The sequence below is a fragment of the Nitrosospira sp. Nl5 genome, assembly GCF_900102495.1.
Taxonomy (GTDB): domain Bacteria; phylum Pseudomonadota; class Gammaproteobacteria; order Burkholderiales; family Nitrosomonadaceae; genus Nitrosospira.
The window spans coordinates 176,160-197,901 of the sequence record NZ_FMVQ01000005.1 but is presented as its reverse complement, the minus strand read 5'-3'; the positions used below and the strand labels follow the sequence as shown (position 1 = coordinate 197,901).

Genomic DNA, 21,742 nt, shown 5'->3' with positions numbered 1-21,742 from the left:
CATGGCTTCTTTGCCGCTCATGAGCTGGTAGAGGACCTCATCAATGATGCCCTCCTCGATGAGCGGTTCAATTCTTTTCGGGATTTTCATGGGCGGATTTTCATAGGCGTTGGGACGAGGTGCAACGTCGGTTGCAGGCGGTTAATATCCTCATAGTTCGGTCAGAAGGAGAAATTCTTCCGTTCCACGCTGGCGTATATTCGAATAAACCGATTGGGCCCAGCTTTTCAATCCATTACCCCGTCTGTTTCCTTCCTTGACAGGTTTTCTTCCTTGAGGGCCGTCGTGATCGAGGGAGCGGATTGAACTTAAATCCGGCAGTTGGCCGCTCATCTTTTAATTTAATGATTCACAAAAACTTTTTGTGTCACTTGACCTTCACCGATAAGGTGAGCTCGCTACAGGCGGATTGCAGGGTTTTTGCGGCACATGGTAGCGTTGTTCGCAGCGCTTTGAATGGAACGGCGCTCCGAAGCGTCGCACGAGGGGCCCGCGAAGCGGGGATCGGGCAGCGTAGGGGATGTCCCGGCCGCATTCCACGTGCTCTGGGCCGCCTGCACCCGCTTCGGGGTCGCACCTTCCTGCGGAAGGCACTGCTCTGCCCTGCGCGGTCGCATTCCGCGTCGTTGCGCCTTGCCCTGCACCCCAAAAACCGCACGCTCCACCCTGTCCAACTGCCGGATTTAGGTTGAATTGTAGAGCGGAAAAATCTGCTTGAGAATGTGACATATTGCCGCGCGGCAATATGTCACACCTTGCTCTTGCCACTCTCTCACGAAAATACTTCTCGAGGAATAGCATTCAGGAGGCAGAACGTTATCGCGTTATTTGTCTAGCAGACTGTCAGAGTGGAAGAATTTAGGCGACAACAAACCTTTTCAGTTTCTTTTATTCAACCAGCAGGCTGGCTGCTAGGCGCTTTCGATAGCATGATGTTCACTCTTTACCCACTTCTGTACCACCAGGCTGCCCACCATATCCCCTTCGACATTCACCGCTGTGCGGAATGCGTCCAGAAGGCGATCAATGGGCAGGAGGATTGCGATGGCCTCGGCGGGCAGACCAACCGCTTGCAACACCATCACCATGGTGACCATGCCGGCGCTGGGAATGCCCGGTGCGCCCATTGCGCCAAGCATTGCGATAAAAAAGACGATCATCTGTTGCATGAGGTTGAGTTCGATACCTGCCAGATTGGCGACAAATAGCGCCGCGGCCGCCTCGTACAAGGCGGTGCCATCCATATTGAGGGTTGCGCCCAGCGGTATGACAAAGCCGGCAATATCACGTTTGACGTGCAGGTGCTGTTCCACGCAGCGCAAGGTGACCGGCAGGGTCGCGGAACTGGAACTGGTGGCAAAGGCCGTTACCAGCGCTTCGCGCGCACCGCGCCAGAATCTGAGCGGTGTCATACCGGTGGCCAAATAAAGGATCAGCGGCAATACCACGATGCCGTGCAGTAGCGTAGTGCCTATCACCACAGTGATAAATTTTATCAGCGTGGCAAGGAGGGCCATATCCTGGACGGCAACCAGTTGCAGCAGGAGCGCCATGATGCCAAGTGGCGCAAGCCGCATAATCCAGCCCACCAGCATCAGCACGAGCTCCAGCAATTCTCGCAGCAAAATAATGATGTTCGCGTAGCGCTCGCCACCCACCACCAAAGTTATCCCCAGCAATAACGCAAATACCACGACTGCCAGAATATCTCCCTGAGCCAAAGCCCGTATGGGATTCTGGAACAGCGAGTGCAGGAAATGGGCGAAGAACTCTGGCAGAGACATCTGTTTGGCTTCAAAACCCTGCATGGCATCCTGAAACATCGCAAGCTGAAGTCCCTCGCCTGGCCGAAAAAGATTAGCGGCGGTCAGCCCCAGCATGACTGCCACTGCCATCGTAAATAGAAAAAATCCCAGTGTTGCCTTCCACACGCTATGCATCTGGTGGTGGGCGCGCAGATTGGCAACCCCAACCGCAATGGAAGTAAACACCAGCGGAATCAGCACCATTTTCAATAGATCGATAAACAGTGTGCCAATCAGCCCGGCGATATACAGCCCGTTTCGTGCTACCGCCGATTCTTGTCCAAGCCCGGAAAATCCCAGCCCCAACAGGATTCCAGCCACCACCCCAAACAGAATCTGCGCATTAAGCGATATTTTTTTCACGGCGGGCTCTGTTTATTAAGACTCAAAGGAATATTTGGAAAAACCGGAAATCTGCAATAAGGTGTTTAGAGCGTCCGGATGAACAGATCCGGCATGGAATTCTCCTCGGCTCTTCGGGCGGATGCTTATATCCTTACAACTTTTGTCAGCAACGATACCAGATTTTCCGATTAAAAAATTGGCGGGAATCAAGCCTGGCCTCGGGCAGCCCTGCATAAGAGTGAGCGGCTTCGTAACTTGGGAATCACCGCACAATATCCCCGGCAGTTATAATCCACTATCATGATTTCCGGCCTCTCCTTTTCAATTGTTACCGCGCCATTAATGGCATTTACGGTAACGCTTGCCTTGATTTGGTGGTTGATAAAGGGGAATGTTCTCAAGGCACTGGATCATCCCAATCTCCGCTCTCTTCATACCAGGCCTGTTCCCCGTACCGGAGGTCTCGGTATGGTATCCGGTATACTTGCGTCATGGGCATTTCTGCCCGTCACCCTGCCATTTTCGGTGTCGTTTGGTGTTGCTCTGCTGACCTTGATATCTTTCGCCGACGATGTTTTCGGTCTGCGTGTTGTTGGACGACTGCTGGTGCACGTCGCCGTTGCTACCTGGTTCTCGGTGGTACTTCTATTCGAGGCGCATGGATGGATGATTGCGACCATAACTACCGTTGCAATCATCTGGATGATCAATCTTTATAATTTCATGGATGGTTCGGACGGATTGGCAGGGGGTATGGCCCTGATTGGTTTCAGTTGCTACGGCTTGACCGCGTGGCTAGCCGGCGATGAATCATTTGCCATGATAAACTTCTGCATTGCCGCCGCTGCCGCGGCTTTTTTGTTGTTCAATTTTCATCCCGCAAGCATCTTCATGGGAGATGCGGGCGCGATTCCATTGGGATTTCTGGCCGCGTCCCTGGGAGTTACAGGCTGGACCAACGGTTTGTGGCCGATATGGCTACCGGTGCTGGTGTTTTCGCCATTTATTGCCGATGCTTCTGTTACGCTTCTCAAACGCACGTTACGCAGAGAAAAAATCTGGCAGGCGCATCGCGAGCATTATTACCAGCGACTGGTGCAGAGCAGCTTTGGCCATCGCAACATCGCATTGCTCGGTTATATCCTTATGCTGGCTGCCGGCATTAGCGCAATGTGGGCAATGCGCCAGGAAGCCGCGGTTCAACTTGGAGTAGGCGCGGTATGGGGGGGAGTTTATTTGATTATGATGATTATTTCCGAGCGATATTTGGACCGGCCCGGTGATTGACAAAATGCCCTTGCCCAACCCCAACATACGCGCCGTCATCGCTTTCGTTCATGATGTCGTCGCTGCTGTGGTGGCGTGGGGACTCGCCTACTCGTTCCGTTTCAATTTTGAAATACCTCCTTCGTACCTGTCATCGTTAGAGGAAACTCTGCCATGGGTGATTCCGGTTCATGCGGCGGCGTTTCTATGGTTTGGCCTATATCGCGGGCTCTGGCACTATGCAAGTTTGCCCGACCTGCGACGCATCCTGTTTGCGGTGCTGACGGCAGCGGCAGCGACGCCGCTGACGCTATACATGCTGCAGATACTTGCCGGCGTACCGCGCACGGTGCTGCTGCTGGCTCCCATTCTGCTTCTGTTCATTATGGGGGGCAGCCGGCTTGCTTACCGATTATGGAAGGAACATCGACTCTATGGTCTGAAAAAACTGGAAAGCAATCTCGTCCTGGTATTGGGGGCCGGTGATGCCGCTGTCGGCCTGGTGAAAGAGCTTGCCCGGAGCGTGCAATGGCGGGTAGTGGGATTGCTGGATGACGATCCCGCAAAACTTGGCTTGATGCTGCATGGATTCAAGGTACTTGGACGAATCAACCAGTTGCCCGGCATAGCAAAAAAATTCGGTGTCGCTCATGCCATCATTGCAATGACGCCAGCCCTTTCCGATCGGCGGCATTCCTCCCGCGCACATTCCGACCGCCGCCATCCCGACCGCCTTCACCGCGATCGCCGCCGCGCGCTCGAAATGTGTTCGGCGGCTGGAGTAAAGGCCTTAATCGTACCTTCTTATGACGACTTGATCAGCGGTAAAATTACCGTGTCGCAAATACGCACTGTCGAACTGGATGACCTGCTGGGGCGGGATCCCGTGGTGCTGGATAATGAAGGCTTGCATGACCTGCTGGCAGGAAAAACCGTGCTGGTTACGGGAGCAGGTGGCTCAATCGGATCGGAACTATGCCGGCAAATCGCCAAATTCAAACCTGGCCGCCTGGTGCTATTCGAGTTGAACGAGTTCGCGCTTTACAACATCGAACAGGAACTTCAAGCCAGCTTTCCGGATATGCCTATGGTATTCGCAATAGGCGATATCAAAAATCAGGCTCGTCTGGCTCAAGTATTTTCACAATTTCAGGTAACTGTTGTTTTTCATGCAGCTGCTTACAAGCATGTTCCATTGATGGAGCAGGAGAATGCCTGGCAAGCCGTGTTGAATAATGTATTGGGAACTTATATCCTGGCACAGACCGCGATCAAGAGCGGGGTGGAAAAATTCGTATTGATCTCGACCGACAAAGCGGTTAACCCTACCAATGTCATGGGTGCCAGCAAACGATTGGCGGAAATGGTGTGTCAGGCGTTGCAACAATCCTGCGCCCTCCCCGAAAAAATCGATCAAGGTGAAACCTTACAAGGAACAAATTTTGTCATGGTACGTTTTGGCAATGTGTTGGGCAGTGCCGGCAGCGTGATCCCAAAATTCCGTGAACAGATAGCAAAAGGCGGTCCGGTCACCGTTACCCATTCTGAAATCACACGCTATTTCATGTCGATCCCTGAAGCTGCACAGCTGGTCCTGCAAGCCGGGCTAATGGGGGGGAAAGAAGGCGGAGGCGAAATTTTTGTGCTGGACATGGGCGAGCCGGTGAAAATCGCCGACCTTGCAAGAGATCTGATCCGCCTGTCCGGTCTGAGTGAGGAAGATATCAGGATCGTCTACAACGGCTTGCGTCCCGGGGAGAAGCTCTACGAAGAATTATTGGCGAACGATGAAAGCACTTTACCTACCCCACATCCTAAACTTCGCATAGCCCAGGCCCGCCAGGTAGACAAAGAATGGCTCGCGCATCTCGTGGCTTGGCTAAACGAGCATCCGGTATTAAGCGATGAGGAAGTCAAACAAGAATTGACAAAATGGGTGCCGGAATACTCAAGCAAGGAATCGAGCCGCCAGGGGACCTCTGGTGTAACAACCCCGGTTCAACCCAAATCCGTAACCGGATAGCTAGTGTGCTGAGTCAGAGATACCGTCACAGAACCGGTTCAAATGAATAAACCGGGAAGGAATGTCAAAAATGACTGGATTGTTGTCAGACAAGGCGCGAGGAGGCGCATAGTTATTCATATGCAACGACGAGCAACGCGGGATGGCGACAATCCAGTCATTTTTAAGTAACGATATCTCTGAGTCACTACACTAGATGCGCGGCTGTTCAAACAAAAGTCCGAACAATTTTGGCGTAAGTTCCTTCTTTTGCAAGCAACTCCTGGTGACCGCCGATTTCAGTAATACGGCCTTTTTGCAGCACAACAACGCGGCTGGCTTTCTGCACAGTGGATAAGCGGTGAGCGATGACAAGCGTGGTGCGCCCTTGCATCACTCCTTCCACCGCAGCCTGCACATGATGCGCTGATTCCGCATCCAGTGTCTGGAGCGTTTCCCTCTCATCCAGGATCAGAACAGGCGAGTCTCTCAGCAGTGCTCGCGCAACGGCGATACGCAACCGTTGCCCGCCGGAAAGTTTTACGCCATGTTCTCCCACCATGGTTTGGAGCCCCTGTGGCATTTTCCGGATGAATTCCATTGCATGGGCTGCCTGTGCCGCGGCGGTGATCCTCGCTTCCGTTTCACGTCCCATATCGCCATAGGCGATATTCGCTGCCACCGTGTTATTGAATAGCGTTGCCTCCTGTGACACCAGCGTGATATTTGCACGCAGGCTGGCCAGCGTGAGACTTGCCAGATCCTGGTCATCGAGCAGAACTCTTCCCTCCGTAGGCTGAAGGAAACGCGGCACCAGATTTGCAAGAGCGACCTTGTCGCATTCGGAGAGACCCACGAGCGCAACTATCTCGCCTGGTTGTATGGTCAGCGTAATGTCCTCGAGCGCGAAGCCTGCGTCCGAACTTGCTTCGCGCTTTGCTCCAGGATTCACAGGGCCATGATTTAAACTGACGTGCTCGAATCGCAATTCTCCTCGCGCACGATCAATGGCAATCGTTCCCGTGTCCGGTTCAATCTCCTGATCCACCAGGGAGAATATGCTGTCAGCGACGATTAAACCGTGTTGCAGAAGCCCGTTTACATCCGTCATGCGCTTTAGCGGTGCGATCAGCATCAGCATGGCAATGATGAAGGAAACGAAACTGCCCGCCGTCGTCTCATTGGTAAATGTTTGCTGAGTAGCAAGATATAAAATAGCCACCAGCGCAATGGCGGTGGTCGTCTGTATCAGCGGAACACTGAAAGCGGCAATGGCGACCTGCCTCGTCGTGAAGCCGTGCACTTGGCCTGCCTGCTCCTCCATACGATGGATTTCATATTGCTCTCCCCCATAAAGCTTCACTACCTTATGGTTTTCGATGGATTCCTTTAATACCTGGGTGATATTATCCACCGATTGCTGCGCTTCCCGCCCCATCATTTTCAGACGCTTGCTGGCCGACCGCATAATCAGCAGAATAACCGATGTCATCAATATTGCCAGCACCGAAAGTTTCCAGTTGAGATAAAGCATCCACCCAAGCAGTCCGATGATCGTAAACGTATCCTTCACCGTCACTGTTATGACGTCGGTGACGGCGTGAGCGAGCTGAGTTATCTCCGACGTGAGCTTGGAAACCAATTTCTCACTGGACTGTCCGGCATAATAGCGCGCGGGGAGTGTCAATAACTTACTGAACATCTCCGCGCGCAAGTCCATCACCAGCTTGCTTCCTATCCAGCTGATCGCGTAGGTACCGGCATAACCCGCGCCGCCGCGCACTGCAAATAGCACAACAATCGCCAGCAGAACCAACTGCATGACTTCCACATCTTTGTCCACAAAAGCGCCATCCACCATCGGGGCCATCAATGCGGCCAGCATCGGTACCGTTGCCGCCATCACAATCATGCATGCCAGCGCCAGCCCCAGCACCTCCCAATAAGGTGCGATATATCTCGTCAGGCGCAGATATAGCTGGCGGCTGCTCATGATTTACGTAATTTGCGTGAATAAAGAATTGATACATCGGGGGACCACTGGACTTTAGCAGTGTGAGCCTGACTAGGCAATGCGTGGCACTGGAGGACGAAACAATTATAGGACGCGGTTGTTACGTCAATCCCAATCCGGCAGCCAATTGATGTCACTATCCCTGCTACCAAGCCAAATAATCAGAATGTATGGGAGATACTCGCCCAGACCGTCCGTGGAATTCCATTAAACCCAACTGCCGGCTGATATTCTTTGTCGAGCAGGTTATCAACCTGGACACGCAAAGTCGGACCTTGCCCGATCCTGTACGATGCGCTCAAGCCCACGATGACCATGGCCGGCAGCTTATGGATATTTTCATTGTCGTCATATCGCTCGCCCTCGCCCCTTGCTATTCCCTCCGCTAAAAAATTTCCCGATGCGTACCGCATGGCCACGGTCCCGTATGTCCGGGACCTGCGGGGAAGAATGGTATTGAGCTGCTGGTTACGCGGGTCCTGGAAAGTCACATTCGTCCGCATCGTCCACTTCCTGCCGATTGGCTGGATCCCGCTAAATTCAAACCCGTCAATTCGGGCTTCCGAGATGTTCTCCACTTGTGAAAATATTCTGTTGATAACAATAGCGTCCTTGATATTGTTGATAAAATAGCCGATGCGGTAGCTTGCGCCACCTGCATCATATGACACGAATGCCTCATGCATCCGACCACGTTCGGGCGTAAGGTTTGGATTACCCCCGAATCCAAAAGTCATTGGAAAATAGAGATCATTGAAAGTCGGTGCCTTGAACGATGACGAGGTAATAGCGCCCACGCGCCAGGAGTCGCCCAGCTTCCGCGCCAGCGAGATTGAATAGGTGTCATAGCTTCCAAACTGGCTGTTCTCATCATGGCGAAACATGGCTTCCACCACGTGATGAGCGGAATTCAGTTGCGCTCCGGCAAACCCCGCTACATTGGTCCTGCTTGTGCGAGTGAAATTCGTTGTGCTGTTTACCCCCTGAATCTCATGGTCCATTCCGGTAAAAATCCGGCCGATTTTCAATTTCTTCTCCAACTGCACTGTTGCCTGCAGGGAATGGCTATTGAACACGGCGGGAAAAGCGCCTCGCACGGTTGATCTATCAAGAGAGCCGCCATATGTCGCCATCACGCTGAAGTTACGTGGAAGCGAGTAGATGCCCCTGACGTTCGCCATGGAGATCGATTGAACATTCATATCGGCGGTTACAGGTGAAGCGTCAAACGAGGTCTTGACTTCAGATCCCATGGCGGTAGCCTCTAACTGGAAATTCGGTGTTATCCACCCTCCTGCCTTGGCGACGATCCCCAGCCGCTTCCGGGGATCGTTATCCGGATTAAAAGCAAACGTATTGATGCTGTTTGTGGCGGATCCCTGCCGGATGATATCCTGTACCACTCGAACCCCCGCGTAATATGAATCTCCCCGTATCCCGAGGCTGGTAGCGGCCCTCTCCGAAAATCTGGACCCGCCGCCAGCTGACAACATTACCCCCTTCGGTATATCGATATTTCCCCTGATCACTCCACCCACCGCGTTGGACCCGAAGGCCGCCGACGTCCCGCCCTGAATCACATCGATAGATGACAACAAGCCTGGCGCGAGTGCGGCAAAATTCGGCGCCCCGTTGGTTACGGACGACATTCTGACGCCGTCAATCAGAAACAGCGCCTGGTTTGAGTTAGAGCCGCGCATAAAGAGAGATACCGGACCGCCCGGGCCGCTCTCATTTACCTGCACATGTTCCTGCAGTACCCTTGTCCAGTCGTTATCCTCGACCTTCAGCTTTACCGTATTCACCCGCAGGTTGGTCAGTTCGCGAGCAATGGGAATCCGGTTGCCGCCATAGATGGTAAGTTCAGGTAGAACGGTTTTGGGTACATCGTTTGCCAGGGCTAGTCCAGCCTGATTCAATATCAATCCCAAGGCGAGCATTCTGCCTAGTTTCATTCATTGCTCCTCGCGGGCTTCTGGCTTTCAATACCCGGTATCATCCGTGTTCGCGTCGCAGCCATCACTGACCGCCCTTCCTGGAATGCCGGCATGACAAAAACGAAGCCGATTATTCCTTGAAAATAAAGAATATCGGCTTTTTGCCCGGCAGGCGGCAGGGCGCCTGCCATAAACAAGAAATGACCGCGGAGATATTTTGAGCGAAAAAGAATATCGATCAGGATACCGCCCCACGCGATATTTCCTATGCCGTACGCGTATGAGGCCGGTATCCGGGCTCGCAAGATTTGACGCATCGCCTTCCCATGAACTGGAGAATTCACAGTGGCACCTGAAACTCTGGATAAGTCGAAACGAAAGACTTATCCAGTAGCTTCCTGGTTGATACGTCCACACTTGCTTACCGTTGCGGGGGCAGCCCAGGCATACCTGGTTCCCGTTTAACTCGGCCGCATAGCGGCCGAAGCACCTCGAACGTGGCGAATTCTACCAGAATCAGGCAGTGTGGATCGGAACATTCGGATTGGCGTTTCGTGATACGAACGGGGTTAACGGGACTTGCCTGACGCATAGTGGAAATAACATTTGAACAGCTCTCTTACCAGTTGACTCAATAAGGATTTCCGAACTATAGTGCCTTGATGGAATCCGAGCTCAACGCGCTGGAAGAGAAAATTCATCAATTCGTGCAATTGTGTCAGCAGCTGCGTACGGAAAATATTCAGTTGCGCCAGCAGTTGGCAGGCGTATCTAATGAGAATAAGCATCTGACGGAGAAAATAAGTGCTGCAACCGGTCGTTTGGAAACCCTCCTGTTACAAATTCCTGGAAACGAAGAATGATCCGGAACCCGGCGTCGGCTGCCCATTTTTCACTCATTTTCCGGATCAGTGCCGTGATCCGGAAAACCTTCGCAGGCCACTTGACCTTCACCCTTCTGTTGCGCTCGCTGTGGGCGGATTGCATCCCGGACGGCTGGCGGATCTAGGATGAAGACCGTCCCAGCCATGGACGTCACCATTATGGGACGCGAATTCCGCATCACCTGTCCTGATGAGGAACGCGAAGAGTTGTTGCAAGCGGTAACTTACCTGGATAAAAAAATGCGCGAAATCAGGGATAGCGGAAAGGTGGTCGGGTCCGAGCGCATCGCCATCATGGCGGCACTCAATATCACGTATGAAATGCTCACTACAAGAAAGAGGGGGGGCTTTGACATGGAAGAATTTAAGCGTAGAATCGATCACATGCAGGCGGCGCTCGATGCGGTAATGCCGGAACAGGACAAGCTGTTTTAAACCAGTTACGAAGGTTCCGAGTCGGCCCGATAGGTTTCCAGTTTGCGCTCAAGGCGGAATGAGGTGAGTAGATTCTTCTGCTTGAAAGCGAGAACAGGTAAAAGTTGTTCCCTGCGGTGTTCGTTTAGGCCTATATTCTTTGAACCAACTTTTTTAAGAATCGGTTACGAACCAAAGTGATGCTGTTGTGCGCGTCCTATATGGAAGCGCCTGATGCGTCCGGCTAGTGACCACCTTGGACCTTAAGGTTCAAGATAAATGGTCTGACGGCATTTGCGGGGACTTTATTTCAGAATACAAAAAAAGCGGCTATGCCGCTTTTTTTGTTGCTTTTCAACTAAGCTTTACAGTTATACACTGTAGATACAGGGCGAGAGCACTACCTTCGTCCTGCATCGGCTTCATTTTGAAAGGCCCTGCCCACATGAGCCCAGTTAATTCTCCCATCGATCCTGACGGCACCCGCCTCCCGATTAAACTCGACACAACCTCGAATGGGGAGTTCAAGCCGGTGCCCCTCTCGCCCGAGAATCATGCCGCAAACCGGCTTGCGCAGGAAGCAGCCGGTACGAATGCCAAACGTCTGGCTGTTTCCCGGAGAAGCTTTCTCATCTCCGCTTGCGGCGCCGCCTCCACGCTTCTTGCCTTCAATGCCGCAAACGCCGCCGCCGGCAAGATAGGCGGCTTCTTCGATCTGCCGGCCGAAGCCGCACTTGAGCCTACGCTCGCGCAGTCACGGATCGGCGGTGGCGAGGGCGAATTTATTTTCGACGTGCAAGGCCATTTCGTGGACCCGAATGGCACCTGGCTGCAAAAACTTCCCATCGGCTCCAACCCCTTAAGCCAGATGCCCAAAACAGGCTGTGCGCTTGCAGCTGAGCCCGGCGCTCGCAGCTACCTGCGGTGCCTCGGGCCAGATGAGTTCATCAAGGACGTATTCCTTGATTCCGATACCGACATGATGGTGCTGTCCTTCGTTCCTTCAAAACCCGATGCCGAGCCACTCACCATCCAGACGGCGGACGCGGTGCGAACAATTGTCGACCGGATGGAAGGCATGCATCGCATGCTGCTCCATGGGCGAGTAAATCCCAATCAGGCGGCCGATCTCGAAGCGATGGACGAGTTGAAGGAGCGCTGGGGCGTGTCCGCCTGGAAGACATATACTCAGTTCGGCCCCGGCGGTAAAGGCTACTTTCTGTCGGATGACATCGGTACACGATTCATCGAGAAGGCGCGCAAGCTTGGCGTCAAGATTATCTGCGTGCATAAGGGTCTACCCTTCGGTAAACAATCCTACGAACACAGCAAATGTACCGACATTGGTATCGTCGCCAAGCGTTTTCCGGATGTCGCATTCCTGGTCTACCACTCCGGATTCGTGACCACCGTTCCCGAGCGCGCCTTCGAAGGGCGGGGCGCGGACGACGGCATCGACACGCTAATCCGCTCCCTCATTGAAAATGACGTGGCGCCAAACAGCAACGTCTACGCTGAGCTCGGCAGCACATGGCGCTACCTGATGCGCGACCCTGAAGCCGCGGCGCATGCGCTGGGAAAACTGTTGAAGTACTGCGGTGAGAACAACGTCCTCTGGGGCACCGACTCGATCTGGTATGGCTCTCCACAAGATCAGATCCAGGCATTCAGGGCGTTCCAGATTGCGCCCGAACTGCGCGCGAAGCATGGCTATCCTGAGATGACTCCACAGCTTCGCGCCAAAATCTTCGGGCTGAGCGCCGCGAAAGTATATTCGATCAACCCAGACGAAGTGAAGCGGTACGCCAGCCGCGACCGCATCGCCCGTGACCGGGCCGGTTACCTTGAACACCCCGAGCCACACTTCCTCACGTATGGACCGAAGACACGGCGCGAATTCCTCAATCTTCCCGGCGCCGGCACACCGTAATCCAGGAGTTCGCCTTAAATTGCGCTACTTGAGGATATCCATCGCAAGGTCAAGGCATCATCCGCGTCCAGCTCTACCCCAGTCCCGAACTTTTTGCCCTCGCTGTTCAGGACCTTTCTCAGCCAGCGCGTATCGTCGCCGGAGGCGCGATTCAACCTGAAACGCTTTATCTGCATGGGACACATTTGCAAGCTAATCAGCTTGCCTGTCAAGGGATCCGTCCTCACAAAATACATCAGGACGAGATCGCTCCTGTAAGCTTCATGTCCCGAGATCCCTTCATAATCATTCAGGAAGTCGCCGCAGCCGTACAGAATGAGCTTCCCCTTGTAAACCTCGATCCCCTTCACATGGTGAGAAGAATGGCCGTGAACGATATCAACCCTTGCTTCATCAATTAGCCGATGGGCAAATTGCCTTTGCTCATGGGGCACTTCGTAGCCCCAATTGCCGCCCCAATGAATTGAGGCCACGGCAACATCACCGGTCAATTTTATTTGCGTAATACTATCGCGGATATCCCCGACCGTTTCCTCGGAAAAGTCTTCCAGCAAATTCACCCCAGGCTTGTCCGCCCGGGCAGTCCAGCTCCAGGGTATGCCACTTGTTTCCGCACCAAATGAGAAGACAAGCACTCTCCCCTTTCCGGAGATGGGCATGATTGCGGGGCTTCGGGCTTCTCGAATATTCCGGCCTGCTCCTGCTGTTTTAATTTCAGCCATTTTCAAAGTTTTTAGCGTTTCCGCAAGGCCTGAATCACCCCAATCCACAACATGATTGTTCGCCAAGGCGCAACAATGAATATTCGCTACGGTGATACACGGGATATTGTCCGGGTGCATCCGATAATTGACCGCCTTGTCTTCCACGTCATTGCTACAGGTGACTGCTGTTTCCAGGTTAATAATGCGCACATCGGGTTTTCTTCGCTCCAGTTCGGCAAGCGCGTCCCCCCAGATGTAGGAAAAATCCACAGGCTTCGGAATGGGGCCATTCGCCTCTTCGGCAAGCTCCACGTAGCCGGTCGCACTTTTCATATATCGTTCGTAGAGAATGGGATTTCCGGGATGGGGCAAGACCTGATCAATCCCCCTTCCCGTCATGACGTCGCCACATAGAAATAGCGTGACGAAGCCGGAAACTTGTGATGGCAAACGCGCGGCATTTTGTTCGGTATCATTTCGGTGTGACCGAGCTTCGCCAGCGCTAACACCCATGCTGCGATCTACGGCCGCTTGCGCGTAAATTGGACGGACTATCCCCGCAAATCCCGAGGCAAGTGCATAAACAATAAATTTGCGCCGTCCCAAATAAGGGCTCCTATATTCCGGATTTTCATTTTTACGAGTCTTCATGACAGTAAATCGCATGACACGTGCTGGACTGTTATACTTTCCGAGTTGACCCGGAAGATCATTCATTGCGTATTCCTCGGCCCGTGCGAATTGCGGTACGTATTCAGCGAGTATGTATTCAATCTGACAAATTTTGGCGCCCTAAGTTGTGATGCCGCTAAGATGGACGAAATAAGATGGACGAAATATGCGTTACTGGCTAATGAAATCGGAGCCATCCGATGTAAGCATCGACGACTTGGCGTCAATGCCCAAGCAAACTGTCGCGTGGTACGGTGTGCGCAACTACCAGGCACGCAATTTCATGCGCGATCAGATGCACGTAGGCGACCAGGTTTTTTTTTATCATTCGAGCTGCGAACAACCGGGTATCGCAGGGCTTGCTGAAGTTTGCAAGCGTGCGTATCCCGACGCCACTCAGTTCGATCCCGGCAGCAAATATTTTGATGCGAAAGCGACATCGCAAAATCCGCGCTGGTTCAATGTTGATGTGCGGTTTGTCAAAAAAACCCGGCTGGTTGGCATCAAGGAATTACGAAGCCATCCTGAAATTGCCACCCTACGCATTTTGCAAAAAGGCAATCGCCTGTCCATCACGCCAGTGGATCCATCAGAGTGGAGTTTCATCATGGGAATTTTATGATGGCCCGCCTGTGGACGATTTCCTATATTTCCCATGATTCAGGCAGCTTCCCGGAAATACTGAAACCCCATATCAATTACCTCAACTCCAGCAAAACTTGACGTGGAGTGGTGGCCGGTTTATCTCCTGTTGGGCGCGGTTGTCGGCTTCTTTGCCGGACTGCTGGGTATCGGCGGGGGGTTAATCATGGTACCGGTGCTCACCTTCGTTTTCAGCGCACAGAATTTTCCTCCTGACCGTATCCTGCATCTCGCCCTGGGCACCACCATGGCGGCGATCATATTCACTTCCGCTTCCAGCCTGCGCACCCATCACGCCCACGACGCAGTGAACTGGCAAGTCGTAAAAACAATTACGCCAGGGATCATCGTTGGCACTTTGGCGGGCGCGACGCTGGTGAGCACGCTTTCCAGTGATTTCCTGAGCATTATTTTTGTTGTGTTCATTTATTATGCCGCGACGCAGATGCTGCTTAAAATCACTCCCAAGCCCAGCCGCAAACTCCCCGGCACGGCCGGGATGTTCGGGGCCGGTAGCATAATCGGCGCGATCTCCAGCTTTGTCGCAATCGGGGGAGGATTACTGACAGTTCCCTTTCTCTCCATCTGCAACGTCAGGTTGCAACATGCCATCGGCACTGCCGCCGCGGTAGGATTTCCCATCGCTGTGGCGGGGGCTATCGGTTATATTGCCAACGGCATGGCACAATCCCAACCGCTGCCGGCATACAGCCTGGGATATGTCTACCTCCCTGCGTTGGGATGGGTGGTCCTCGCGAGTACGTTGACCGCACCCTTGGGCGCGAAAACCACTCACGTCATGCAGACCGCCACGCTTAGAAAAATTTTTGTGGTTCTGCTTTATTTGCTGGGAACAAAAATGTTGGTGGGACTTTTGTAGGAACAAACCGTCTCGGCAAATGATCTGCGCATGGCGCTCGTCCAATGCGCCGGTCTTTGGGGCGTTCATCACCTTCACCTCGATGATGCAATCAACCCATATGAAGTAGGTCGCAATAAGCGAAGCGCATTGCGCCGTATGAAGTTGCTTGGATGGGTGAAGTGATAAGTGGGATATGTCCTGGTGGTCTGCGTGGTTTGGCTACTGCAGTGGCTTTCATCGGTCGTTAAGAAGAGCGTTATCCAGAGAACCGGGCAGGAGTAAATGAAGACGGGTTTGAATATGAAAACTGCATTATGAAGATGCCCTGCGGCGCAATGCGCTTCGCTTATTGGGCGCCCTACATCTTGAGCTAAGTTTGTACCTGCCGTCGAGAATTCAGCCCCCAAGTCTTCTCAAGGCCTCCTCATATTTCTCCCTCGTCTTCGCGAGAACATCCGGGGGCAACGCGGGAGCAGGTGGTTTCTTGTTCCAGTCCTGGGTTTCCAGCCAGTCGCGTACGAACTGTTTGTCGTAGCTAGGCGGGTTTTTTCCTGGTGCATATTGGTCGGCTGGCCAGAAACGCGACGAATCCGGAGTAAGCGCCTCGTCTATCAGATAAAGGTTGCCCGCGCTATCCTGGCCAAACTCGAACTTGGTATCCGCGATAATAATGCCCTTGGTCATGGCGTAATCCGCAGCCTCGGTATAAAGGGAGATGGCCTTATTCCGCACTTGCGAAGCCAACCGCCCCCCAAGTAACTTTTCCGCTTCGGCAAAGGAAATATTTTCGTCATGGTCGCCCGCTCCGGCTTTGGTTGAAGGCGTGAAAATTGCTCCACCCGGCAGCTTGGCGGCTTCCTGTAATCCGATGAGGAGCGTGATTCCGCAGATCGCGCCGGTCTTTTTATAATCCTTCCACCCGGATCCTGCGACATAGCCGCGGACAATGGCCTCTATCGGTAGCGGCTTTAATCGCTTTACCACGAATGCGCGCCCGGCCACCTGTTCGCGCTCGCCCTCTGCCACCACCGACTCAGGTGCGATGCCAGTGAGCTGATTGGGAAGAATATGGCCGAGTTTCTTGAACCAGAAACTGGATAACGCGGTCAGCAACCTGCCCTTTCCCGGTACCGGGGTCGGCAGGATCACGTCGAATGCGGAAAGGCGGTCAGTCTGGATAATTAATAATTTGTCTCCATCCACTCCATAAATGTCACGCACTTTCCCCCGATGCAGGAGAGGCAGGCTTTGTATGCTTGTTTCAAACAGCGCAGTTTGATCAGTCATGATTTCGGGCTATTTCCACACTACCCTTGTAACGACTGTTTAATTTCCAGAGCAAGCTGCAACGCGGCTTCGACTGTTTCGGCGAGCACGGTATAATGCCCCATTTTCCGCCCGGGCCGGGCGGCGAACTTGCCGTATAAGTGCAGTTTGGCAGCAGGATGCCGCAAGACCTGCTCCCACCGCGGCTCTCCCCGCTGCCACAGGTCGCCCAATAAGTTGACCATTACCGCCGCACCATGCATGGCGGCGCTGCCGAGCGGCATGCCGCAAAGTATTCGCACCTGTTGTTCAAATTGGGAAGTAATGCAGGCATCGAGCGTATAGTGGCCGCTGTTGTGGGGGCGGGGCGCGATTTCGTTTACCAGCAGCCGGCCGTCGGCAAGCACAAAAAATTCCACGCACAACACCCCGCAGTGATCGAGCTTCTCGGCTATTTGAATCGCAATGTCGCGCGCTCTCTCGATAATTACCGGCGATACTCGGGCGGGAATGATACTGACATCGAGGATGCCGTGGCGATGCTGATTCTCTGACACGGGAAAAGTGACCACCTCGCCGTCAAATCCGCGTGCCACGATGACGGACACTTCACTCTCCAACGGCAACAATTGTTCCAGCACGCATGCCTCCCCATTCATGCCGGCGAATGCACTGCCAAGTTCTGCCGCGTTCCCGACCCGTACCTGCCCCTTGCCGTCATAACCAAATCGGCTCACTTTGAGAATCGCGGGAAATAAGCCGGGAAACAACGCTGAATGAACTTGTGGCAATACTTCATCCAAATTATTCGAATTGGGCAAATCCTGGATTACTGCATAGGGCGCGACTTCGAAGCCGTTGGTAGCGAGAAATTTCTTTTCCAGAATGCGGTCCTGGGCAATGGTTACGCTGCTTGCCGCGGGACTGACAACACAATGTTCGGCCAGGATTCTAAGAGATTCAGCCGGCACATTCTCGAATTCGGTGGTAACGCCCGCGCAGGCGCACCCGAGCTCATGCAAGGCATCGCTATCGAGGTAATCGGCGCGCAAATGCCGGTCAGCTATGCTACTTGATGGGCCATTATCGGCCGGGTCGAGCACCGTAACCCGGTAGCCCATACTTTGCGCCGCCATGGTAAACATGCGCCCCAGCTGGCCGCCGCCGAGGAGCCCCAGCATTGCTCCCGGCATGATGCTCATAACCTGGGCAGTGCCGTTGCCGCAACCGTTGCCGCCTGGGATTTGCGAAACTTTGCAAGAAGCCTGGCGAGCTTTATATCCTCTACCGCTAACAACGCAATCGCGAATAAGCCCGCATTGGACGCGCCCGCCTCCCCGATGGCGAAGGAGGCAACGGGAACTCCCTTTGGCATTTGCACAATGGAGAGAAGCGAGTCAAGACCTTGAAGCTGCCTGGATGTAATCGGCACGCCCAGCACCGGCAAAATGGTTTTGGCGGCAATCATTCCGGGGAGGTGCGCCGCGCCACCGGCGCCGGCGATAATGCATTTGAGTCCGCGTTTGACCGCAGTGTCCGCGTACTCGAACATCCGGTCCGGCGTGCGATGGGCGGAAACCACTTCAGCTTCGTAAGGTACGCTAAAATCCTTCAATATACTCGCCGCGTGCTTCATTACCTCCCAATCGCTACTACTACCCATGACGACGCCAACCAGGGGTTGTTTCATTCAATCACCTCTAAAAAGTGCGAATCTCGCCAATACAGCACGTTTATTAAGTAGATCTCACGGCAAAATCAGAGTCATGTGAGAAATAAATTTTGGCATCCCTGTTCAGCAGACCACAGGATTAGTCGCGGAGCTTATCAGTTTCTTTGGAGGTGGAATCCACCAGTTCCTCCAGATCCTCAAGGTAGGGATAACGCACATGCCCATAACGTATGACCAGGACTGCCACCGCGACAAGTACGATGGAGGCAGACACGCCCAGCAACCGGATGTTGTCCATTTCCTTGATGTCCACAATCACATAGCGCGCCATAGCCACCATTGCGATGTAAAGCGGAAATCGTACCGGCAGCTTGCCCGATTCGAAATACAATCCCACCATGGTCAGAATTTCCAGGTAAAGAAACATCAGCAACAAGTCCGCGAGAGTAACTCTCGCGTTGTTGACCATCAACATAGTTTCCTGATAGCCCGCGAATATCGTGGCAAGGGCGATGACGATGAGCCCCATGCCTTCGAAGAAGTAGAGGATGCGACGGGAATAGCCGGTGGTGCGGGGACTGAGCATTTTTCTTGTCAGGAATTGCCATTGCAGGCAGCTGCCAATACTACCTCTTCCAGATGACAATTCCAATTTCGATTGAAAAACTGGTGCTGGGAATCTCTGCTGTTTTAGTCGGCAGATCTCTTGCTTGATCTCTTCGCTAAGTTTTTAACTTCATTAATAATTCCGCATTCACCCATTTACTTCCATGGGTCGTTCCCCCAAGCACGGTGAATGGCTGCGCGGGCTCGCCCAAGTCCGACAATATGGCCGCTGCACCGGTAAAATCTTGCAGGCGGGTGTAATCGTTGACGGTAATAACAGTGTCCAGCCCCGCAGCGAGTGATGCTCTCAGTCCGTTTTCCGAATCTTCCACTGCAATGCAGTGTTTCGCCGGCAATCCAAGCTGTTCAAGCACCCAATGATAAATATCCGGGTCGGGCTTTTTGCCGGCGACAATGTCGCCTGCGCCAATGACGTCAAACCAGCCGGGAGAATCTTCTCCCAGCGTGGATTTTAACAAGGAACTTACATTTTCCGGCGTGGTGGTGGTTGCAATGGCAATCTTTATTCCTGCATCGCGTAATTCGCGGATCAAGCGGGCCACCCCCGGGCGCAACGGCGTTTCTCCGCGCTCCAGCAGGGCCACGTAATGCCTGGTCTTGGCCTTGTGCAAACCGGCGATCCAGCTATCCAGCCCGCTCCTGCCTAATTCGGCGGCAGCATATTTTTCCATATAATGACGAATTCGTTCCTTGCCGCCGGTAATCGCCAGCAGCTCTCCATAAAGCTCGACGTTCCATTCCCAGTCAAGGTCAAATTCTCCAAATGCGGCGTTGAAAGCAAGGCGATGGCCATCGCGCTCGGTATCGGCAAGTGTGCCATCAACGTCAAACAGTACCGCACGGACCTGATTATCTTTATCTCTATACGGCTTCATGTGTCATGTTCCCATCCATTCGCGACGAATCGTGATCATCAGCTTGAGCCTTAAAGCCAGGGACGCAACTCGCACGCTGCAAGCGGTCCGCAATTGCCGCCCAGACCGGCTGATCGGGAGGCGCTTCCACCAACAAACGATCGAGCCCTTCATGGTCGAAACGGCGCAAGGTTGCATACAGTAGGCTGCCATAAGCCGCAGGCTTCCGGGGCATGGGAAAATGGAGAATATCTGTATTTTCCGGATGGTCCGGTTTACGGGCTGACCATTCCATTACTACCACACGCAATCCAGCGCTCTCCAGTTCGAGAGCGCGCCGCCATAAAGATTCCGTGGGACAAAGCTCAAGTGGCGTTACCGGGGCATAATGAGAAGCCAGAGCACCCGGCACGCGCACAGTGCGGTTCTCCTTCTCGGGCAAGACGACCTTGTCCCCCAGTACTTCCGCCACCGCCGCCAGCGAGATCCCTCCCGGCCGCAATATGACGGCGGTCTGGCCGCTGAAGCCGACAATCGTGCTTTCCAGACCGATCTCGCATGCCCCGCCATCCAGAATCATGTCTACCGTTTGGCCCAATTCCTCCTGTACGTGGGCTGCGGTTGTCGGGCTGATGTGTCCGAACCGGTTAGCCGAAGGTGCGGCCAAGGCTCCTTCGGTTCCCAGCGCGGTCAGCAAGGCGAGTGCGACCGGATGATCCGGCACCCGAAGCCCGACCGTATCCTGACCCCCGGTTACGTTTTCTGGTACGTGGTGGCTGCGCGGCAATATCAATGTCAATGGTCCTGGCCAGAAATGTTCCGCCAATTGCCAAGCCTGTTCTGGTACGTCCCGGGCCCAGTAATGCAGCCGGGATGTGTCGGCGAAATGAACAATCAGCGGGTGATCCGCAGGCCGTTTTTTGATTTCGAAGATACGTTGCACCGCGGAAAAATTGGAGACATCGGCCCCCAGTCCGTAGACCGTTTCCGTCGGAAAGGCCACCGTCCCGCCTGCCCTCAGCAGGGCAACAGCGGAACCGATCTGGTTATGCAGGTCCGGTTTCATCATCGACGAATCATCCTTGCCGACAGTACGGCATGATCGGAAATTTTTGACCATGGGTGGCCTTGATGCACCTGCGCCTTTACCACATGAAAGCCGCGCACATAGATACGGTCAAGGCGGAACAACGGCAGCGAGGAGGGGTAGCTGCGCGCGGCCCTTCCCCCTGTAAACTCGAAGGCTTCGACAAGATTCAGCCGTTCGACCAGAATTCGGCTCGCCATTTCCCGCCAATCATTGAAATCACCGGCGATAACCAGCGGCGCCTGCTGCGGGACCAACTGCTCGATGTGTTGTTCCAACGCCAGCAACTGCTGCGATTGCCCACGCTTGAACAGCCCCAAGTGAACGCATACGCAGTGCAGATTCTCCGGCCAACTGGGAATACTGATTTCGCAATGGAGCATGCCACGGCTCTCGAACCGGTGCGCGGAAACATCGACGTTATCCCAACGAGCGATGGGATAACGGCTCAGAATCGCATTGCCGTGATGCCCTTCATCATATACCGCGTTTTTTCCATAGGCAAAATCGGTCCAAACCGAATCGGCCAAAAATTCGTGCTGGGGACCGCGCGGCCAGTTTTCGAAACGCGCCGCATGCCGTGTGTGCTCGCCAACCACTTCCTGCAGAAAGATGATATCCGCGTCAAGGGTCCGCAGGTTTTCGCGCAGCTGATGTACCACCATGCGCCGCTTGAAATGGGAGAAACCTTTATGAATATTGTAAGTGGCGATATGCAGCTTATCGGGCATGTGGTGAACGGGAGGCCTAGTGTAGGTC

18 protein-coding genes, 1 other RNA gene, 1 pseudogene and 1 riboswitch are annotated in these 21,742 nt (G+C 53.7%); of the genes and pseudogenes, 8 read left to right on the top strand and 12 right to left on the bottom strand.

Translation table 11 applies throughout. From position 1 onward, the window contains the following. Nucleotides 1–90 (bottom strand): annotated as a pseudogene (locus BLP45_RS14930) (serine protein kinase RIO); the annotation flags it as partial. Between the two features lie 821 nt (nucleotides 91–911). Then, nucleotides 912–2,168 (bottom strand): dicarboxylate/amino acid:cation symporter, encoded by a 1,257-nt coding sequence (locus BLP45_RS07365; RefSeq protein ID WP_090371255.1) that lies wholly within the window; start codon nucleotides 2,166–2,168, stop codon nucleotides 912–914. Nucleotides 2,169–2,492: 324 nt separating this feature from the next. Here BLP45_RS07365 and BLP45_RS07360 point away from each other — a divergent pair, with 324 nt between their 5' ends. Together BLP45_RS07360 and BLP45_RS07355 are read left to right on the top strand one after the other, a co-directional pair. Next, the gene (locus tag BLP45_RS07360; protein ID WP_371128738.1) at nucleotides 2,493–3,437 is read left to right on the top strand and encodes an MraY family glycosyltransferase; all 945 of its coding nucleotides are present in this window, start codon (nucleotides 2,493–2,495) and stop codon (nucleotides 3,435–3,437) included. A 4-nt stretch (nucleotides 3,438–3,441) separates the two neighbouring features. Next, nucleotides 3,442–5,439, top strand: coding sequence for a polysaccharide biosynthesis protein (locus BLP45_RS07355; RefSeq protein ID WP_090371309.1), 1,998 nt, complete (start codon nucleotides 3,442–3,444; stop codon nucleotides 5,437–5,439). 208 nt (nucleotides 5,440–5,647) lie between these two features. Here BLP45_RS07355 and msbA read toward each other — a convergent pair whose 3' ends face one another. Both msbA and BLP45_RS07345 read right to left on the bottom strand, forming a co-directional pair. Continuing rightward, the gene (gene msbA / locus BLP45_RS07350) at nucleotides 5,648–7,411 is read right to left on the bottom strand and encodes a lipid A export permease/ATP-binding protein MsbA (protein WP_090371251.1); all 1,764 of its coding nucleotides are present in this window, start codon (nucleotides 7,409–7,411) and stop codon (nucleotides 5,648–5,650) included. A 182-nt stretch (nucleotides 7,412–7,593) separates the two neighbouring features. Then, nucleotides 7,594–9,387 carry a TonB-dependent receptor domain-containing protein gene (locus BLP45_RS07345; RefSeq protein WP_090371249.1) on the bottom strand — a complete coding sequence of 598 codons (1,794 nt, stop codon included), beginning with the start codon at nucleotides 9,385–9,387 and terminating at the stop codon, nucleotides 7,594–7,596. 248 nt (nucleotides 9,388–9,635) lie between these two features. Next, a riboswitch (cobalamin riboswitch) is annotated at nucleotides 9,636–9,878 on the bottom strand. A gap of 153 nt (nucleotides 9,879–10,031) precedes the next feature. On the opposite strand from BLP45_RS07345, the gene BLP45_RS07340 reads away from it, so the two are divergent. The 4 genes from BLP45_RS07340 to BLP45_RS07325 all read left to right on the top strand — a co-directional run bounded on the left by BLP45_RS07340 (nucleotide 10,032) and on the right by BLP45_RS07325 (nucleotide 12,597). Beyond that, complete coding sequence (locus BLP45_RS07340) at nucleotides 10,032–10,232, top strand: hypothetical protein (RefSeq protein WP_090371247.1); 201 nt, start codon at nucleotides 10,032–10,034, stop codon at nucleotides 10,230–10,232. A 147-nt stretch (nucleotides 10,233–10,379) separates the two neighbouring features. Further along, the gene (locus tag BLP45_RS07335; RefSeq protein ID WP_090371245.1) at nucleotides 10,380–10,688 is read left to right on the top strand and encodes a cell division protein ZapA; all 309 of its coding nucleotides are present in this window, start codon (nucleotides 10,380–10,382) and stop codon (nucleotides 10,686–10,688) included. Between the two features lie 105 nt (nucleotides 10,689–10,793). Beyond that, nucleotides 10,794–10,974: non-coding RNA, 6S RNA (ssrS, locus tag BLP45_RS07330), on the top strand. Between the two features lie 138 nt (nucleotides 10,975–11,112). Further along, a complete protein-coding gene (locus BLP45_RS07325) occupies nucleotides 11,113–12,597 on the top strand; it encodes an amidohydrolase family protein (RefSeq protein ID WP_090371243.1) in 1,485 nt (494 codons plus the stop codon). A 14-nt stretch (nucleotides 12,598–12,611) separates the two neighbouring features. Here the strand turns inward: BLP45_RS07325 and BLP45_RS07320 are convergent, their stop codons facing one another. Beyond that, complete coding sequence (locus tag BLP45_RS07320; protein WP_090371307.1) at nucleotides 12,612–13,814, bottom strand: CapA family protein; 1,203 nt, start codon at nucleotides 13,812–13,814, stop codon at nucleotides 12,612–12,614. Between the two features lie 325 nt (nucleotides 13,815–14,139). On the opposite strand from BLP45_RS07320, the gene BLP45_RS07315 reads away from it, so the two are divergent. After that, nucleotides 14,140–14,595 (top strand): EVE domain-containing protein, encoded by a 456-nt coding sequence (locus tag BLP45_RS07315; RefSeq protein WP_090371241.1) that lies wholly within the window; start codon nucleotides 14,140–14,142, stop codon nucleotides 14,593–14,595. 102 nt (nucleotides 14,596–14,697) lie between these two features. Further along, nucleotides 14,698–15,495 carry a sulfite exporter TauE/SafE family protein gene (locus tag BLP45_RS07310; protein ID WP_090371239.1) on the top strand — a complete coding sequence of 266 codons (798 nt, stop codon included), beginning with the start codon at nucleotides 14,698–14,700 and terminating at the stop codon, nucleotides 15,493–15,495. A 378-nt stretch (nucleotides 15,496–15,873) separates the two neighbouring features. On the opposite strand, the gene BLP45_RS07305 is transcribed toward BLP45_RS07310, so the two are convergent. The 7 genes from BLP45_RS07305 to BLP45_RS07275 form a co-directional block, all read right to left on the bottom strand. Further along, the gene (locus BLP45_RS07305; RefSeq protein WP_090371237.1) at nucleotides 15,874–16,764 is read right to left on the bottom strand and encodes a phosphoribosylaminoimidazolesuccinocarboxamide synthase; all 891 of its coding nucleotides are present in this window, start codon (nucleotides 16,762–16,764) and stop codon (nucleotides 15,874–15,876) included. Nucleotides 16,765–16,784: 20 nt separating this feature from the next. Continuing rightward, on the bottom strand, nucleotides 16,785–17,945 hold the full coding sequence (locus tag BLP45_RS07300) for a 5-(carboxyamino)imidazole ribonucleotide synthase (protein ID WP_090371235.1): 1,161 nt from the start codon (nucleotides 17,943–17,945) through the stop codon (nucleotides 16,785–16,787). Next, complete coding sequence (purE, locus tag BLP45_RS07295) at nucleotides 17,942–18,433, bottom strand: 5-(carboxyamino)imidazole ribonucleotide mutase (RefSeq protein ID WP_090371233.1); 492 nt, start codon at nucleotides 18,431–18,433, stop codon at nucleotides 17,942–17,944. The genes BLP45_RS07300 and purE overlap by 4 nt, the downstream gene beginning before the upstream one ends. A gap of 121 nt (nucleotides 18,434–18,554) precedes the next feature. Further along, nucleotides 18,555–19,001 (bottom strand): phosphate-starvation-inducible protein PsiE, encoded by a 447-nt coding sequence (locus BLP45_RS07290; RefSeq protein ID WP_090371232.1) that lies wholly within the window; start codon nucleotides 18,999–19,001, stop codon nucleotides 18,555–18,557. A 136-nt stretch (nucleotides 19,002–19,137) separates the two neighbouring features. Next, on the bottom strand, nucleotides 19,138–19,917 hold the full coding sequence (locus tag BLP45_RS07285; RefSeq protein WP_090371231.1) for an HAD family hydrolase: 780 nt from the start codon (nucleotides 19,915–19,917) through the stop codon (nucleotides 19,138–19,140). Beyond that, nucleotides 19,904–20,962 (bottom strand): L-threonylcarbamoyladenylate synthase, encoded by a 1,059-nt coding sequence (locus BLP45_RS07280; RefSeq protein WP_090371305.1) that lies wholly within the window; start codon nucleotides 20,960–20,962, stop codon nucleotides 19,904–19,906. The genes BLP45_RS07285 and BLP45_RS07280 overlap by 14 nt, the downstream gene beginning before the upstream one ends. After that, entirely contained in the window at nucleotides 20,962–21,714 is a 753-nt protein-coding gene (locus BLP45_RS07275) for an endonuclease/exonuclease/phosphatase family protein (RefSeq protein WP_090371229.1), read from the bottom strand. The genes BLP45_RS07280 and BLP45_RS07275 overlap by 1 nt, the downstream gene beginning before the upstream one ends. Between the last annotated feature and the right edge of the window lie 28 nt (nucleotides 21,715–21,742).

What these genes read in the sequence shown, in the direction of transcription:
- BLP45_RS07360 (WP_371128738.1), top strand. Translation starts at nt 2,493, where the DNA reads ATGGCATTTACGGTAACGCTTGCCTTGATTTGGTGGTTGATAAAGGGG.
- BLP45_RS07355 (WP_090371309.1), top strand. Translation starts at nt 3,442, where the DNA reads ATGCCCTTGCCCAACCCCAACATACGCGCCGTCATCGCTTTCGTTCAT.
- msbA (WP_090371251.1), bottom strand. Translation starts at nt 7,411, where the DNA reads ATGAGCAGCCGCCAGCTATATCTGCGCCTGACGAGATATATCGCACCT.
- BLP45_RS07345 (WP_090371249.1), bottom strand. Translation starts at nt 9,387, where the DNA reads ATGAAACTAGGCAGAATGCTCGCCTTGGGATTGATATTGAATCAGGCT.
- BLP45_RS07340 (WP_090371247.1), top strand. Translation starts at nt 10,032, where the DNA reads ATGGAATCCGAGCTCAACGCGCTGGAAGAGAAAATTCATCAATTCGTG.
- BLP45_RS07335 (WP_090371245.1), top strand. Translation starts at nt 10,380, where the DNA reads ATGAAGACCGTCCCAGCCATGGACGTCACCATTATGGGACGCGAATTC.
- BLP45_RS07325 (WP_090371243.1), top strand. Translation starts at nt 11,113, where the DNA reads ATGAGCCCAGTTAATTCTCCCATCGATCCTGACGGCACCCGCCTCCCG.
- BLP45_RS07320 (WP_090371307.1), bottom strand. Translation starts at nt 13,814, where the DNA reads ATGGGTGTTAGCGCTGGCGAAGCTCGGTCACACCGAAATGATACCGAA.
- BLP45_RS07315 (WP_090371241.1), top strand. Translation starts at nt 14,140, where the DNA reads ATGCGTTACTGGCTAATGAAATCGGAGCCATCCGATGTAAGCATCGAC.
- BLP45_RS07305 (WP_090371237.1), bottom strand. Translation starts at nt 16,764, where the DNA reads ATGACTGATCAAACTGCGCTGTTTGAAACAAGCATACAAAGCCTGCCT.
- BLP45_RS07300 (WP_090371235.1), bottom strand. Translation starts at nt 17,945, where the DNA reads ATGAGCATCATGCCGGGAGCAATGCTGGGGCTCCTCGGCGGCGGCCAG.
- purE (WP_090371233.1), bottom strand. Translation starts at nt 18,433, where the DNA reads ATGAAACAACCCCTGGTTGGCGTCGTCATGGGTAGTAGTAGCGATTGG.
- BLP45_RS07290 (WP_090371232.1), bottom strand. Translation starts at nt 19,001, where the DNA reads ATGCTCAGTCCCCGCACCACCGGCTATTCCCGTCGCATCCTCTACTTC.
- BLP45_RS07285 (WP_090371231.1), bottom strand. Translation starts at nt 19,917, where the DNA reads ATGAAGCCGTATAGAGATAAAGATAATCAGGTCCGTGCGGTACTGTTT.
- BLP45_RS07280 (WP_090371305.1), bottom strand. Translation starts at nt 20,962, where the DNA reads ATGAAACCGGACCTGCATAACCAGATCGGTTCCGCTGTTGCCCTGCTG.
- BLP45_RS07275 (WP_090371229.1), bottom strand. Translation starts at nt 21,714, where the DNA reads ATGCCCGATAAGCTGCATATCGCCACTTACAATATTCATAAAGGTTTC.